Annotated in this window: 12 protein-coding genes; 7 read left to right on the forward strand and 5 right to left on the reverse strand. The window is 64.5% G+C overall.

The window, feature by feature from the left end; translation table 11 throughout:
* Positions 1–29 precede the first annotated feature (29 nt).
* From BPNPMPFG_RS20945 to BPNPMPFG_RS20960, 4 genes are all read right to left on the reverse strand, one after another.
* Positions 30–1,043 carry an ABC transporter substrate-binding protein gene (locus tag BPNPMPFG_RS20945; protein WP_258590579.1) on the reverse strand — a complete coding sequence of 338 codons (1,014 nt, stop codon included), beginning with the start codon at positions 1,041–1,043 and terminating at the stop codon, positions 30–32.
* 114 nt (positions 1,044–1,157) lie between these two features.
* Complete coding sequence (locus BPNPMPFG_RS20950) at positions 1,158–2,048, reverse strand: SMP-30/gluconolactonase/LRE family protein (protein ID WP_258590580.1); 891 nt, start codon at positions 2,046–2,048, stop codon at positions 1,158–1,160.
* 259 nt (positions 2,049–2,307) lie between these two features.
* Positions 2,308–3,042: a response regulator transcription factor gene (locus BPNPMPFG_RS20955; RefSeq protein ID WP_111548490.1), complete on the reverse strand. Its 735-nt coding sequence runs from the start codon at positions 3,040–3,042 to the stop codon at positions 2,308–2,310.
* Positions 3,042–4,328, reverse strand: coding sequence for a histidine kinase (locus tag BPNPMPFG_RS20960; protein ID WP_258590581.1), 1,287 nt, complete (start codon positions 4,326–4,328; stop codon positions 3,042–3,044). Before BPNPMPFG_RS20960 ends, BPNPMPFG_RS20955 begins: the two co-directional genes overlap by 1 nt.
* Before the next feature lie 153 nt (positions 4,329–4,481).
* On the opposite strand from BPNPMPFG_RS20960, the gene BPNPMPFG_RS20965 reads away from it, so the two are divergent.
* From BPNPMPFG_RS20965 to BPNPMPFG_RS20995, 7 genes are all read left to right on the forward strand, one after another.
* The gene (locus BPNPMPFG_RS20965) at positions 4,482–6,899 is read left to right on the forward strand and encodes a glucan 1,4-alpha-glucosidase (RefSeq protein ID WP_258590582.1); all 2,418 of its coding nucleotides are present in this window, start codon (positions 4,482–4,484) and stop codon (positions 6,897–6,899) included.
* Positions 6,900–6,948: 49 nt separating this feature from the next.
* Complete coding sequence (gene gnd, locus BPNPMPFG_RS20970; protein ID WP_258590583.1) at positions 6,949–7,965, forward strand: phosphogluconate dehydrogenase (NAD(+)-dependent, decarboxylating); 1,017 nt, start codon at positions 6,949–6,951, stop codon at positions 7,963–7,965.
* A 22-nt stretch (positions 7,966–7,987) separates the two neighbouring features.
* Positions 7,988–9,364 (forward strand): glucose-6-phosphate dehydrogenase, encoded by a 1,377-nt coding sequence (zwf, locus tag BPNPMPFG_RS20975; RefSeq protein ID WP_258590584.1) that lies wholly within the window; start codon positions 7,988–7,990, stop codon positions 9,362–9,364.
* Positions 9,365–9,378: 14 nt separating this feature from the next.
* Entirely contained in the window at positions 9,379–10,083 is a 705-nt protein-coding gene (locus tag BPNPMPFG_RS20980; protein ID WP_258596840.1) for an ROK family protein, read from the forward strand.
* A gap of 215 nt (positions 10,084–10,298) precedes the next feature.
* On the forward strand, positions 10,299–10,760 hold the full coding sequence (locus tag BPNPMPFG_RS20985; RefSeq protein WP_258590585.1) for a Ros/MucR family transcriptional regulator: 462 nt from the start codon (positions 10,299–10,301) through the stop codon (positions 10,758–10,760).
* A 152-nt stretch (positions 10,761–10,912) separates the two neighbouring features.
* Complete coding sequence (locus BPNPMPFG_RS20990) at positions 10,913–12,013, forward strand: aminotransferase class I/II-fold pyridoxal phosphate-dependent enzyme (protein ID WP_258590586.1); 1,101 nt, start codon at positions 10,913–10,915, stop codon at positions 12,011–12,013.
* 160 nt (positions 12,014–12,173) lie between these two features.
* A complete protein-coding gene (locus tag BPNPMPFG_RS20995) occupies positions 12,174–13,415 on the forward strand; it encodes an MFS transporter (RefSeq protein ID WP_258590587.1) in 1,242 nt (413 codons plus the stop codon).
* Between the two features lie 3 nt (positions 13,416–13,418).
* Here BPNPMPFG_RS20995 and BPNPMPFG_RS21000 read toward each other — a convergent pair whose 3' ends face one another.
* Positions 13,419–14,135 (reverse strand): glutamine amidotransferase, encoded by a 717-nt coding sequence (locus BPNPMPFG_RS21000; RefSeq protein WP_258590588.1) that lies wholly within the window; start codon positions 14,133–14,135, stop codon positions 13,419–13,421.
* Positions 14,136–14,143: the final 8 nt, after the last annotated feature.

Raw genomic sequence — 14,143 nt, forward strand, 5'->3', positions numbered from 1 at the left:
CGATACGGACGGCAACGCTTCTTCGACACTCACTTGATGTTGGCTTTGATGGCCGCGATCGCATCTTCCTGCGTGTATTCGTGGCTGGCGACGCCGCCCTTGACGATCTTCGGCAGCTCGGTTTCGAAATCGTCCTGCGTGAAGGCCAGGTACGGCACCAGCAGATCGTGCGGAATATCCTTGCGGCCGTCGAGCACCTGCTGCGCCACCCAGAAGGCGAGCGACGACACGCCCGGCGCGATCGACGCCGACCAGGTCTTGTAGCCGTCCTTGTCCTTCTGTTCCTTCCACCATTGCAACTCGTCCTGCCGATTGCCCATGATGATGGTCGGACGCGGCTTGCCGGCGGCGGCGAAGGCCTGCGCCGCGCCGTAGCCGTCACCGCCCTGGTCGACGATGCCGACGATGTCGGGCAGCGACGGCAGGATGGTCGCGACCGCCTTCTGCGCCGTCGTCTGGTCCCAGTCGCCGGTCACCGAGCCGACGATCTTGAACTCGGGATGGGCGGCCACACCTTCGAGGATGCCGGCATGGATGGCATCGTCGATCGAGGTGCCGGCAAGGCCACGGATCTCCAGCAGATTGCCGCCCTTGGGCTGGAACTTGGCCATCTGCTCGACTTCCTGCTTGCCCATGTCCTTGAAGTCGACGACGACGCGATAGGCGCAAGGTTCGGTGACGGTGCCGTCGAAGGAGACGACCGTGATGCCGGCGTCGCAGGCCTGCTTGATGGCGCCGTTGAGCGCGTCCGGCGAGGCGGCGTTGATGACGATGGCGTCATAGCCCTGCAGGATCAGGTTCTGCACCTGCGCGGCCTGTGTCGGCACCTCCTTGTCGGCGGTGGTGAAGATATCGGCCGCGCCGACGACCTTGTCGGCGACCGCCTTCCTGGTGACGATGCCATAGCTGTCGAGCATCGCCTGCCGCCACGAATTGCCGGCATAGTTGTTGGAAAAGGCGATCTTCTTGCCACTGGTGTCAGCGAGTGCGGTGCCCGAGGCGAGCATCGCCGCCAAAGCGCCCAAGACAAACAATTTCTTCATGTCGTAATCCTCCCAGATGTTGACTGCTGCAGTTTTCGCCGGTTTTGACCCCAGCCTCATTCCCACTCTGAATTCCTCACTCCCATTCTGATTTGAGCACGGATGGTCCCGCTCTCAAAACAGTCTCAATCCCGGCACACGCACCCGGAGCCGGTACAGCGACGTCGACGCGGCGATGTAGAGGCTGCTGAGATCGTCGTCGCCGAACGTAAAATTCGCGCAGCCTTCCGGCGTCCGGATGACACCCAGAATGGACCCTGAAGCGTCGAAGACATGGATGCCGCCGGGACCGGTGCAGTAGACATTGCCGCGGCTGTCGATCTTCATGCCGTCTGGCGCTCCCGGCTCCTCGCCCTCGGTCACCGCCCACACCGCGCCGCCGTTGAGGTCACCGTTGGCCTCGACGCCGAACACCCTGATGTGTCCTCGCTCGGTATCGTTGATGAACAGCCGCGACTCGTCCAGCGAGAAGCAAAGCCCATTCGGCTGGGCGAAATCGTCGGCCAGCAATGTCAGCCGGGCGCCTTCGCCATCGATGCGGTAGACGCCCTGGAACGGCAGCTCCTGGCGACGTGGCACGCCATAGAACTCCACCCTGCCATAGGCCGGATCGGTGAAGTAGATCGATCCGCCAGTGGCAACGACGATGTCGTTCGGGCTGTTGAGCTGCTTGTCCTTGTGGTGCGTGGCAAGCACCGTCACGCTGCCGTTGGGCTCGGTGCGGGTCACCCGGCTCGTCGCGTGCTCGCAGGTGACCAGCCGTCCCTGACGATCCAGCGTGTTGCCATTGGCCTTGTGACTGGGCTCGCGGAACAGTTCGATCTCGCCCGCGGCACTGCGGCGGTACATGCGGCTTTCCGGAATGTCGGAGAAGACCAGCCATTTCTCGTAGGGATGCCACACCGGCCCTTCGAGGAAGCCGAAACCGCTCGCCAGCGTTTCGATCGTCGCATCGCCGACGACGTCGTCGAAGCCGGACTGGCGGGCGCGCGCCGACACCGACATCACTGGCTCCCGGCGGCGCGAACAGCCGTGCGAATCCGCACGGTGACGAATGGCATGAGCGCTTCCCCGATATTCTTTTTATGGGGTCGAGCGTAGTTGCGGTGCCGACGTTGCGATACGGGTCAAAGCGCACCGCCGACTGTGCATTTGCACAGTCGCGTGGGCTGGGATCAATGCATGTCGCCCAAAAGTGTGCAGCGGTTTTGGGACAACGACATGCACAAAAAGCAAGACCTGAAGCGCGTCGACTGGACGCGCTTCAGTGCTCCGGCGGCGCCTGGGCCAGCCAGGCGTCGAGCCGGTCCTGCTCGCGGCGCAGCGCATCGATGTTGATCAGGCCCCGCGCCATGGCCAGATAGATCGCCCGCGTCCGCGAGTTGAACACCGAGGCATCGCTGGCGCCATCCTCCGCCGGCACGATGCCGAGCTTGTCGTAGACATGCTTGATGCGGCTTTGCGCGCCACGGATCGACAGGCCGCGGCGTGCCGCGATGGCCCGGTCGGTCAGGCCGAGCGCGATGTCGATCAGGCTTTCATACTCGCCATCGGTGATGCCCTCGAACTTGTCCTGGACGCGGTGCTGGATGCCGCGTATCTCGCGGTCGATGATGCAGTGGCCCTCGCGGAAAACGCCGCGCAGGGCCGAGCGCATGCCTTCCTCCGTCGCCGATTTGAGCACATAGCCATAGACCGAACCTGGCGGCACGATACGCGCCACGCCGCGCACATAGGCCTCGTCGGCGAAATTCGACCAGAACAGGATGTGCGTGCCGGCGCGGCGGTTCCAGATCGCCCTGGCAACCTCGATCCCCGTTGCCTTAGGCATTTGCAGGTCGAGCACGACATGCGGCGGCTCGCGCTCGGCCGCCAGGTTGATGGCGTCCTCGCCGTCGCTCGCCTCGATCACCTCGACGTCGCCGGGCCACAATTGCTCGACGGTACGCCGCGCGAATGTGCGATGCAGCCCGTCATTTTCGGCGATCATCACAAGCATCACATGGCCTCCGATACGGCCAACTGGCCTGGCAGCGTTGCAGCCGCCGCAACAGCCGATTCCCGAGCCGGTTGGCGGTCGATCTCGACGACGACACGGGTGCCGCCGCTCCTGCGGCCGGCTTGCCCGATGCGCAACCGCGCGCCGATAAGGGCTGCCCGCGTGTGCATATGGCCAATGCCGCCGTGCGCCGCCGGATCGACAGTGCCGCAGCCATGGCCGTCATCGGTGACAACAACCCGCAGCACGCTCGCGGTCGACGCCAGCAGCACATCGATGCGGCGCGGCGCGGCGTGGCGAACCGCATTGTTGATCGCTTCCTGGACGATCCGGTAGAGCGCGGTGCGGACAGGCTCCGGCAGGCTGTCGGCGCCGCCGTCGCTGGTGTCGGCGATGCGCACGGCGATCGGCGGTTTGGCTCTGGCGACGCTGCGGTTGAGATGCGCCTCGACCGCGTCACGCAGGCCGAACAGTTCGAGCACGCTCGGCCGCATGTCGTCGACGATGTGGCGCAGTTCCGTCAGGCAGCCGGCGACCTCCTGCTCGAGGTCGGCAAGCTGCGCCGCACGCGCCACGCCCTGGCCGCGCAAGGCCGAAAGCTGGCGCGCGATGCGGGCGAGGTCGGCAAGCGTCTGGTCGTGCAAATCCATGGCCATGCGCCGGCGTTCGCGCTCCATGCCTTCGGTCAGTTGCGAGGCGCCGACGCGCAGCAGTTCGACGCGGTTGCGCGCCTCGCTCTCGGCAAGCATGGCCCGGCGCGCCTCCTCGGTCTGGATCAGCGCGAAGATATAGGGGGCGATCAGATCGGCGCATTGCTGGGCAACCGCGACATCGTCAAGCGTGTAGCAACCGACCTCGTGCCGGCTGATGTTCAGCGCCCCGATGATGCCGCCGCGTGCCCTGAGCGGCACGACGATGCGGCTGCGCAGCTTGGCGGCGAAGATCGGCCCGTCGATGGCCGTGGCGAAGTGGAAGCGCTGGTCGCGCAATGCGTCGTCGGCAAGCAGATAGGGCACCTCGCCCCAGAGCACCGAGCGGATCGGGCTGACTTCGGTTGGCAGCGGATGCTGGGCGAGCTCGCTCCAGCTGGTGTGGAAGCCGGCTTCATAACAGGCGTGCCTGCGCCCGTCATGCGACAGCACCGCCAGATCCATGTGATCGTGCGGGATCAGCGTGCCGATCTCGATGGCTGTCGCGCGGAACGCCGTGCCGGGATCGATATGGCCGGCAAGCGCCCGCGAGATCGCCAGCAACCGGTCGATCAGGACCAGGGACACCTCCGGCATGGCTTTCGCGATCCTCCCGTGCCGGGAATAGTGGACGCTGCGCGGCGCCGCTGTCAACGACGGCTCCATTGGCGGCGGCGATCAACTTGCGGTGCAGTGATTGAAAAGGGTTCGCGTCCTGGTCTAGGGAAGGGGCCAGGAGAACGCAACAGAATGCCAGTGACGCCAATCGTTGCTCCGGGCGCCCCGGGAATTCCGGCCCGCTGGACGTCAAGCGCCAAGAGTGGCGTCGGAACGTCCCTTTCGCCGGCCGGCCAGATCTGGTTCACGATCAGCCATGGCATCCTCAACGAGATCTACTATCCGCGCGTCGACAGCGCCTGCACACGCGACCTCGGCCTGATCGTCACCGGCCCCGACGGCTATTTCTCCGAAGAAAAACGCGACGCCGTGCACGCCATCGAGCCCTTCGAGGACGGCGTGCCCGCCTACAGACTGATCAATACCGCCGCCGACGGCGCCTACCGGATCGAAAAGCGCATCGTTGCCGACCCGGCGCGGCCCGCTTTGCTGCAGGAGATCACCTTCACGCCGCTGAAGGGTGCGCCCAGTGACTACCGCGTCTACGCCTTGCTGGCGCCGCATCTGGTCAATGCCGGCATGGGCAACACCGCCTTGGTCGGCGACCACAAGGGAAAGCCCGTGCTGTTTGCCTCGGGGCGCGGCACCTGCCTGGCTCTGGCCTCATCGCTGCCCTGGCGAACCGGCTCGGCCGGCTATGTCGGCGTCTCCGACGGCTGGCAGCAACTCCACAACACAGGCCAGCTTGATGCGGCTTGCCAACGGGCCGAGGACGGCAATGTCGCGCTGACCGGCGAGATCGGCTTTACATCCGCCAAGACAAAGGCATTGCTGGCGCTGGGTTTTGGCGCGACTCCCGACGAGGCTGCGGAAAATGCCTTCGCCAGCTTGAAGCGAGGCTTTGAGCCAGCCGCGAAATCCTATGTCGAGACATGGCGCAAGTGGCAAAAGGGCCTGCTGCCGCTGGACCGGCATGGCGAATCCGGGATCAATTTCTATCGCGTTTCGACCGCGGTCCTGGCGACGCACCGGTCGATCGCCGTGCCGGGCGCGGCGGTCGCAAGTCTCTCGATTCCATGGGGCTTCAACAAGGGCGATGACGACCTCGGCGGCTACCATCTGGTCTGGCCGCGCGATCTGGTCGAAACGGCCGGCGGCTTTCTCGCCGCCGGCGACGCCGCCTCGGCCCTGCAAATCCTCGACTATCTCCGCTCCATCCAGCAGCCGGACGGCCACTGGCCGCAGAACGCCTGGCTCGACGGATCCGCCTATTGGCCCGGCATCCAGATGGACGAATGCGCCTTTCCGCTGCTGCTGGCCGATGCTTTGCGGCGCGCCGGCCATCTGTCGCGAGCCAGGCTCGCGACCTTCCTGTCGATGATCGAGCGTGCCGCCAGCTATGTCGTGCGCAACGGACCCGTCACCGGCGAGGACCGCTGGGAGGAGGATGCGGGCTACAGCCCGTTCACGCTGGCCGTCGAGATCGCCGCGCTGCTTGCCGCGGCCGACCTGCTCGACGCCTGCGGCAAGCAGGACGCGGCGGCCTATCTGCGCGAGACCGCCGATGTCTGGAACGACCAGGTCGAGCGCTGGACTTATGTCAGCGGCACGGCGCTCTGCCGGCAAGCCGGCGTGGAAGGTCATTACGTCCGCATCGCACCGCCCGACAGCGCCGAGGCCGGCTCGCCGAAGGACGGCTACGTTCCGATCAAGAACCGGCCGCCCGGCGATACCAACCGGCCGGCCGAGGCGATCGTCAGCCCGGATGCGCTGGCGCTCGTCCGCTTCGGCCTGAGGGCTGCCGACGATCCGCGCATCATCGGCACCGTCAAGGTCATCGATGCGCAATTGCGCTGCGACCTGCCGCAAGGGTCGCTCTGGTATCGCTACAATGGCGACGGTTATGGCGAGCACGAGGATGGTGCGCCGTTCGACGGCACCGGTCAGGGTCGGCCCTGGCCACTGCTGGCCGGCGAACGAGCCCATTACGAGCTGGCGGCGGGGCGCAAGGACAAGGCGGTAAATCTGCTGGCGGCGCTGGAAGGCTCGGGCGGGCCGGGCGGCCTGCTGCCCGAGCAGGTCTGGGACGGCGCCGACCTGACTGAGCGCGAACTGCTGCACGGTCGCCCCTCGGGCAGCGCCATGCCGCTGGTCTGGGCGCATTCGGAACATATCAAGCTGTTGCGCTCGCTGCGCGACGGCGCGGTCTTCGACATGCCGCCGCAAGGCGTCAAGCGCTACATCGAGGACAAGACCACATCGCCGTTCAGGACATGGCGCTTCAACAACAAGATCCGCGCGCTGCCGGCCGGCAAGACGCTGCGCATCGAGCTGCTGGCTGCGGCGACCGTTCGCTGGAGCACCGACAACTGGGTGACCGCCCGCGACAGCCAGACGATTGAGAACGCTTTCGGCATCCATCTCGCCGATCTGCCCACGGCAAGCCTCCCCAAGGGAAGCACGCTGATCTTCACTTTTTTCTGGCCCGGGACCGGCGATTGGGAGAATGTCGACTTCTCCGTCATATCAGGCGATCAGGATAGCCAGTAGATCCTTCCTCGACAAACCCAGCAAATCTCCAGGAAACAGGGACGAAGCCATGCAGATCGGAATGATGGGACTGGGCCGGATGGGCGCCAACATGGTCCGGCGCCTGATGCGCGATGGCCACCAATGCGTCGTCTACGACATCAACCCCGCCAGCGTCGCCGCTTTGGTGACCGACGGCGCCTTGGGGGCGGCATCCCTTGCGGAATTCGTCGGCAAGCTGGCCAAGCCGCGCTGTGTGTGGCTGATGCTGCCAGCGGCGATCACCGGCAAGATCGTCGACCAGGTGGCGGCCATGATGGAACCCGGCGACATCATCATCGACGGCGGCAATTCCTACTACCATGACGACGTCGACCGGGCGGCCAAGCTCAGGGACAAGGGCATCAGTTATGTCGATGTCGGCACCAGCGGCGGCGTCTGGGGCCTCGACCGCGGTTACTGCCTGATGATCGGCGGACCCGACGAGGCGGTCCAGCATCTCGATTCGATCTTCGCCACGCTGGCGCCCGGCGCCGATGCCGGCGCACCTGCGCCCGACAAGGCGGCCGGCACGGCGCCCTTCGGCTATCTGCATTGCGGTCCGAGTGGTGCCGGCCATTTCGTCAAGATGATCCACAACGGCATCGAATACGGCGTCATGGCCGCCTATGCCGAGGGCATGAACATCCTGAAGGCCGGCAATTCCGGCAAGGTCAAGCGCGCCGCCGACGCCGAGACCAGCCCGCTGCAGAACCCCGAATACTACCAGTTCGACATCGATCTCGCCAATGTCGCCGAGGTCTGGCGGCATGGCAGCGTCATCGGCTCCTGGCTGCTCGACCTGACCGCCGGCGCGCTCAAATCCGACGCCTCGCTGGCGAATTTCGGCGGCCGGGTTTCGGATTCCGGCGAAGGACGCTGGACGCTGAAGGCGGCGATCGACACTGGCGTGCCGGCGCCGGTGCTGTCGTCGGCGCTGTTCGACCGCTTCTCCTCGCAAGGCGAATCCGAATTCGCCGACAAGCTTCTGTCCGCCATGCGTTATGCCTTTGGCGGCCATGTCGAGAAGCCGAAGGACGGCAAGTGACGGCGACAGGGGAGACACGCTCATGAGCCAGGAACGGTCCGATACGCTGGTGCTCTTCGGAGCCACCGGCGACCTCGCCCACAAGAAGATATTTCCGGCCCTTTATCAGATGGTCGCCAAGGGCACGCTCACCGAACCGGTGATCGGCGTCGCGTTCGACGCCTGGGACCTCAAGCAATTGCAGGCGCGCGCCCGCGACGGCATCGTCAATACGCTCGGCAAGATCGACGAAAAAGTGTTCGCCAAGTTCGCCTCCCTGCTGCGCTACGTCAGCGGCGACTATCGCGATCCGGCGACGTTCGAGAAACTGAAAAGCGCGCTCGGCACGGCACAGCGGCCGCTGCACTACATGGCGGTGCCGCCGACCATGTTCGAGACCGTCGTCCAGGGATTGGAGCAATCCGGCACCGCGCACGGCGCGCGGCTGATGGTGGAAAAGCCTTTTGGTCACGATCTGCAATCGGCGCGCTGGCTGAACCGGGTGCTGCACCTGGTGTTCGACGAACAGTCGATCTTCCGCATCGACCACTATCTCGGCAAGGAAGCGATCCAGAACCTGCTCTATTTCCGCTTCGCCAATTCCTTCCTGGAGCCGATCTGGAACCGCAACTTCGTCGAGAGCGTGCAGATCACCATGGCCGAGGATTTCGGTGTCGAAGGCCGTGGCCGCTTCTATGACGATGTCGGCTGCATCAGGGACGTCATCGAGAACCATCTGCTGAACATTCTCCTGCTGCTCGCCATGGAGCCGCCCGTCGGCCGCTCGGCCGACGATTTGATCGACGAGAAGGTGCAGGTGCTGCGCGCGATCAGGACGCTGACCAAGGACGATGTCGTGCGCGGCCAGTTCAAAGGCTATCTCGCCGAACCGGGCGTGGCGCCGAACTCACCGGTCGAGACCTTCGCGGCGGCGCGCTTCTTCGTCGACACCTGGCGCTGGCAGGACGTGCCGTTCTTCATCCGCGCCGGCAAGAACATGCCTGTGCATGTCACAGAGGTGGTGGTGCGGCTGAAGCGGCCGCCGCTCGACGTCTTCGACCCGATCAAGCCCGCCGACCAGAATTACGTCCGCTTCCGCATCGATCCGCAAGTGATGATCGCAATCGGCGCCCAGCGCAAGGCGCCGGGCGACGACATGATTGGCGAGCAGGTCGAGTTGACGGCACTCGACGACAGCAAGAGCGATATGCCGCCCTATGAGCGGCTGATCGGCGATGCCATGAACGGCAACGGCCAGCTGTTCACCCGCCAGGATGCCAGCGAACTGGCATGGCGCATCGTCGGCCCGGTGCTCGGCGACACCACGCCGCCGCACCTCTACGAGCCGCTCACATGGGGACCCGCCGATGTCATGGCCGGGTTCGGACCGCCCAATGGCTGGATTGATCCGGTAAAATGAATGGAGATGACGCGATGGCCAAGGCGGTGAAGCAACCAGCATCGGACGGCGAAAAGATCGTGCTTTCGATCGATATCGGCGGCTCGCATGTCAAGATCCTCACGAGCGCCGGCGGCGCGGAGCGCCGCGTCGATTCCGGGCCCGGCCTGACGCCGCAACAGATGACCGATGCGGTGAAGAAGCTCGCCGAGGGCCTGTCCTACGACGTCATCTCGATGGGTTATCCTGGTCCGGTCAACCACAACAGGCCGCTCACCGACCCTGCCAATCTCGGCAAGGGTTGGGTTGGCTACGATTTCGCCGCGCAATTCGGCAAGCCGGTGAAGATGGTCAACGACGCGCTGATGCAGGCCATCGGCAGCTATGAGGGCGGCCGCATGCTGTTCGTCGGGCTGGGAACCGGCCTCGGTGCCGCGATGATCGTCGACAATGTCGCCCAACCGATGGAACTCGCCCACCTTCCCTACAAGAAGGGCAAGAGTTTCGAGGACTATGTCGGCGAACGCGGCCTGGAAAAGCGCGGCAAGAAGAAATGGCGCAAATATGTTTTCGACGTCGTCGACCGGCTTCGTGCCGCCATGCAGCCGGACTATGTCGTCATTGGCGGCGGCAATGTCGACAAGCTCGATGACTTGCCCGCCGACACCAGGCGCGGCGACAACACACGCGCCTTCGAAGGCGGATTTCGTTTGTGGCGCGACAAGGCGCTGATAGTCTGATATTGTTATTGTTCAATATAGTTGTTCAAAATAACGTGTGACGCGACGCCAAGTCATTGCATTGCGCAGATTTGCCGACTAGGAATTTCGCGCTACAACAACGCCGCCCGTCCTGTGGATGCACAAAGGACGCCGTAGCATTTTGATTTCGCGCATGATCCTTTCCGGAAATCGAATCCGATTTTCAGGTCATTCGCTTTAGACGGAGAAATAGATTGACCGACGATAACGACAGCGCCCGTAAAGACATCGACCTGCTCGAGCTGACCGCTCACATCGTGTCCGCTTACGTCGAGAAGAACCGCTTGCCCGTTTCTGGTCTCGCCGACCTGATCGCCAGCGTCAGCGCGTCGATAAGCGGGCTTGGCCAGCCGGTGGTGCCGGTGGCGGCGCCGCTGGTCCCGGCGGTCAACCCCAAGAAGTCGGTGACGCCGGACTTCATCATCTGCCTCGAAGACGGCAAGAAGTTCAAATCCCTGAAGCGTCATCTCGGCGTGCATTTCAACCTGACGCCGGACGCCTACCGCGCCAAATGGGGCTTGGCATCGGACTATCCGATGGTCGCCCCCAATTATGCCGCTTCGCGTTCGCTGCTGGCGAAGTCGATCGGCCTCGGCCGCAAGGCTGCCCCCGTGAAGGCACCCGTCAAGGGCAGGAAGGCGAAGGCTTCGGCCTGAGGCAGGTCGCCCCAAAGTGCCTTCCTGAAACAAAGACCTAAATTTGGCGCTGAGCCAATGGATTGATTGAAGCCTGCCGGCGAAACCGCCTTGGCAGGCTTCATGTTTTTGTGGCTTGGATAAACCGGATAGGTTCTTTGAGGGGGGAAGCCATGAACTACACCAGGATGGTGATCGAGAAAGAGGCGCCGGAAGAGTACGGCTACGACCGTATCCGCTTCAATCTTTCCGAAAGTTCGATCGCCGACCAGAAACTCTCCGACATCGGCCTGTCTTTGCCCGATCTTACGCTTTTCTATGGCGAGCATCGCGGCGACAAGGAGTTGCGCGCGCTGATCGCGGCGCAGGACGTCGGCGTTTCGCCCGACGATGTCCTGGTCACCGCCGGTGCCGCCGGTGCCTTGTTCATCATCTCGACCTCGCTTTTGTCGGCGGACGATCATCTGGTCGTCATCAGGCCCAACTATGCCACAAACATCGAGACCCCAAGGGCGATCGGCTGCGCCATCAGCTTTGTCGACCTGGCCTTCGAGAACGGCTTCGCCATCGATGTCAGCCAAGTCGCCGCGGCGATCCGGCCGAACACCAGGCTGATCAACGTCACCTGCCCGCACAACCCGACCGGCACGATGATGAACCGGGCCGAACTCGATGCGCTGGTCGCGCTCGCCGAGCGCAGCAATTGTCATCTGCTGGTCGACGAAACCTATCGCGACCTCTCCTATGGCAAGCACCTGCCGTCGGCGGCCTCGCTGAGCCGGAAGGCGATCAGCGTCTCGTCGCTGTCCAAGGCCTTCGGCATTCCCGGTATCCGCATCGGCTGGCTGATCACCAGGGATGTGGCGTTGCAGGAAAAATTCCTCGCCGCCAAGGAGCAGATCGGCATCTGCGGCAGCGTCATCGACGAAGGCATTGCGCGCGGCATGCTTGAGCGCCGGGACGCGTTCCTGGCGACGCTGCTGCCCGAAATGGCCAGGCGCCGCGACATCGTCCAGGCCTGGATCGACCGCGAGCCGCTGGTCGACTGGGTGCGGCCCGAAGGCGGCGTCGTCGGTTTCCCGCGCCTGAATGTCGATCCCGGCTTCAACCTCGACCGGTTCTACGTCAACCTGCTGGAAAACCACGGCACCTATGTCGGACCCGGCCACTGGTTCGAAATGGAGAAGCGCTTCTTCCGCATTGGTTTCGGCTGGCCGACAGAAGCCGAATTGAGGGGCGGCTTGGACGCCATCTCCGCCGCGCTGAGGGAATAACGTCCTCGTTCGATCAACGGAACAGGCTGAAAATTCCTTGATCCAGTGCTGATTTTGGCGCACATCGCGCAGCGAACTTTGTTAGAAGTTCCCTTGGCCGGAACAGCGCCCATCCGGGAAGTGCCCCGCCGGCCGATGCCATCGCAGCGGGGCCATATCCATGACATCCCAAGCCCAACTATCACCCGACCAGCGCTATGCCGCGTTCCGCCACCGCTCCTTCCTGAGCTATTGGGCGGCGCGTTTCCTCACCACATTCGCCACCATGATCGTGTCCGTCGCGGTCGGCTGGCAGATGTACGACCTGACCCGCGACCCGCTCGATCTCGGCCTGGTCGGCATCGTCCAGTTCCTGCCGTCGCTGCTGCTGGTGCTGGTCACCGGCGTCGTCGCCGACCGCTTCGGCCGCCGCCTGATCATGGCGCTGGCGGTGGTGGTGGAGGCGATCTGCGCGCTGGCGCTGCTGTTTCTGACGCTGCGCGGCATCAGCGGACCGCTGCCGATCTTCGCCGTGCTCGCCATGTTCGGCGTCGCCCGCGCCTTCTTCGGCCCGGCCTCCGCCTCGCTGTTCGCCAACCTCGTACCACCTGAGGATTTCGCCAACGCCATCGCCTGGAATTCGTCGGCCTGGCAGACGGCGACCATCGTCGGGCCGGTCGCCGGCGGCCTGCTCTATGGCGTGTCGGCGGAAGTGGCCTACGGCACCGCCGCCGTGCTGATGCTGGCCGCCGGGCTGCTGATCTTCACCATCCCGAAGCCCTCGCAGCACACCGAGACCGAAAAACCGACGCTGCAGAACCTGTTCGGTGGGTTCAGCTACATCTGGAGCGAGAAGATCGTGCTTGGCGCCATCTCGCTCGATCTGTTCGCCGTGCTGCTGTCGGGCGCCTCAGCCTTGCTGCCGATCTACGCCCGCGACATTCTCCATCTCGGTCCCTGGGGTCTCGGCCTGCTGCGCTCGGCGCCGAGTGTCGGCGCCATCTGCGTCGCCGTCTGGCTGGCCGGCCATCCGCTTCGCAACCACGCTGGCATGATCATGCTCTGCTCTGCCGCGGCATTCGGCGCCTGCACCGTGCTGTTTGGCCTGTCGACCGTCACCTGGCTGTCGATCGCAGCGCTTGCCTGCCTCGGCGCCACCGACATGTTCAGCGTCTACATCAGGGAGACCCTGATCCAGCTGTGGACGCCCGACCATGTGCGTGGCCGCGTCAACGCCGTCAACCAGGTGTTTGTCGGTGCTTCCAACGAATTGGGCGAATTCCGCGCCGGCACCATGGCGGCGCTGATCGGCACGGTTCCGGCCGTCGTGGTCGGCGGCGTCGGCGCGGCTGTCGTGGTGGGACTGTGGATGGTGCTGTTTCCGCAGCTGCGCAAGGTGCGCCACCTCGATGGGCGGAACTGACGTTTACCGCACTACCGGCTTGCCGAAAATCATCCGCAGGAATTCGTCCAGCCAGCGCTTGAGGTGCATGTCCCAGATCAGCCGGCCGCCGAGATGATCGCGGCCGGGCTGCGCGCCCGGCAATTCGAAACGCTGGGCGCCGCGCACCACCCAGCGCTGCATCATCACCCTGGTCAGTTCGCCATGGAACTGGATGCCCCAGGCATTGTCGCCGTAGCGGAAGGCCTGGTTGGGATAGGTTTCCGCCGTCGCCAGCAGCGTCGCGTCCCTCGGCAGCGAAAAGCCCTCACGGTGGAACTGATAGACCATCTCCGGCCAGTGCATCAGTTTCTTGCCGGCGTCTGTCGCCTTCAGCGGATACCAGCCGATCTCGACCAGCCCTTCGCCATGACCCTCGACCTTGCCGCCGAGATGGTTGACCAGCATTTGCGCACCAAGGCAGATGCCGAGGAACGGCCGGTTCTCCCTGAGCGGAATTTCCAGCCAGGCGGTCTCGCGGCGGACGAACTCGTCCTCGTCATTGGCGCTCATCGGGCCGCCGAACACCACCGTGCCGGCGTGGCCGTCCAGTGTTTCCGGCAAGGCATCGCCAAGCGGCGGCCGGCGAATGTCGAGCTCGAAACCTTCTTCCAAAAGCATGTGGCCGACGCGTCCGGAGCTCGAATTCTCCTGATGCAGCACGATCAGGATCTTTGGCTTCGAACTTGTTTGGCGCGGCATGGGCAGGC

This window comes from Mesorhizobium sp. AR07, assembly GCF_024746815.1.
GTDB lineage: Bacteria > Pseudomonadota > Alphaproteobacteria > Rhizobiales > Rhizobiaceae > Mesorhizobium.

Bases quoted from the DNA above. Each gene is read 5' to 3' on its own strand.
- BPNPMPFG_RS20945 (WP_258590579.1), bottom strand. From the start codon at position 1,043: ATGAAGAAATTGTTTGTCTTGGGCGCTTTGGCGGCGATGCTCGCCTCG.
- BPNPMPFG_RS20950 (WP_258590580.1), bottom strand. From the start codon at position 2,048: ATGTCGGTGTCGGCGCGCGCCCGCCAGTCCGGCTTCGACGACGTCGTC.
- BPNPMPFG_RS20955 (WP_111548490.1), bottom strand. From the start codon at position 3,042: ATGCTTGTGATGATCGCCGAAAATGACGGGCTGCATCGCACATTCGCG.
- BPNPMPFG_RS20960 (WP_258590581.1), bottom strand. From the start codon at position 4,328: ATGCCGGAGGTGTCCCTGGTCCTGATCGACCGGTTGCTGGCGATCTCG.
- BPNPMPFG_RS20965 (WP_258590582.1), top strand. From the start codon at position 4,482: ATGCCAGTGACGCCAATCGTTGCTCCGGGCGCCCCGGGAATTCCGGCC.
- gnd (WP_258590583.1), top strand. From the start codon at position 6,949: ATGCAGATCGGAATGATGGGACTGGGCCGGATGGGCGCCAACATGGTC.
- zwf (WP_258590584.1), top strand. From the start codon at position 7,988: ATGAGCCAGGAACGGTCCGATACGCTGGTGCTCTTCGGAGCCACCGGC.
- BPNPMPFG_RS20980 (WP_258596840.1), top strand. From the start codon at position 9,379: ATGGCCAAGGCGGTGAAGCAACCAGCATCGGACGGCGAAAAGATCGTG.
- BPNPMPFG_RS20990 (WP_258590586.1), top strand. From the start codon at position 10,913: ATGAACTACACCAGGATGGTGATCGAGAAAGAGGCGCCGGAAGAGTAC.
- BPNPMPFG_RS20995 (WP_258590587.1), top strand. From the start codon at position 12,174: ATGACATCCCAAGCCCAACTATCACCCGACCAGCGCTATGCCGCGTTC.
- BPNPMPFG_RS21000 (WP_258590588.1), bottom strand. From the start codon at position 14,135: ATGCCGCGCCAAACAAGTTCGAAGCCAAAGATCCTGATCGTGCTGCAT.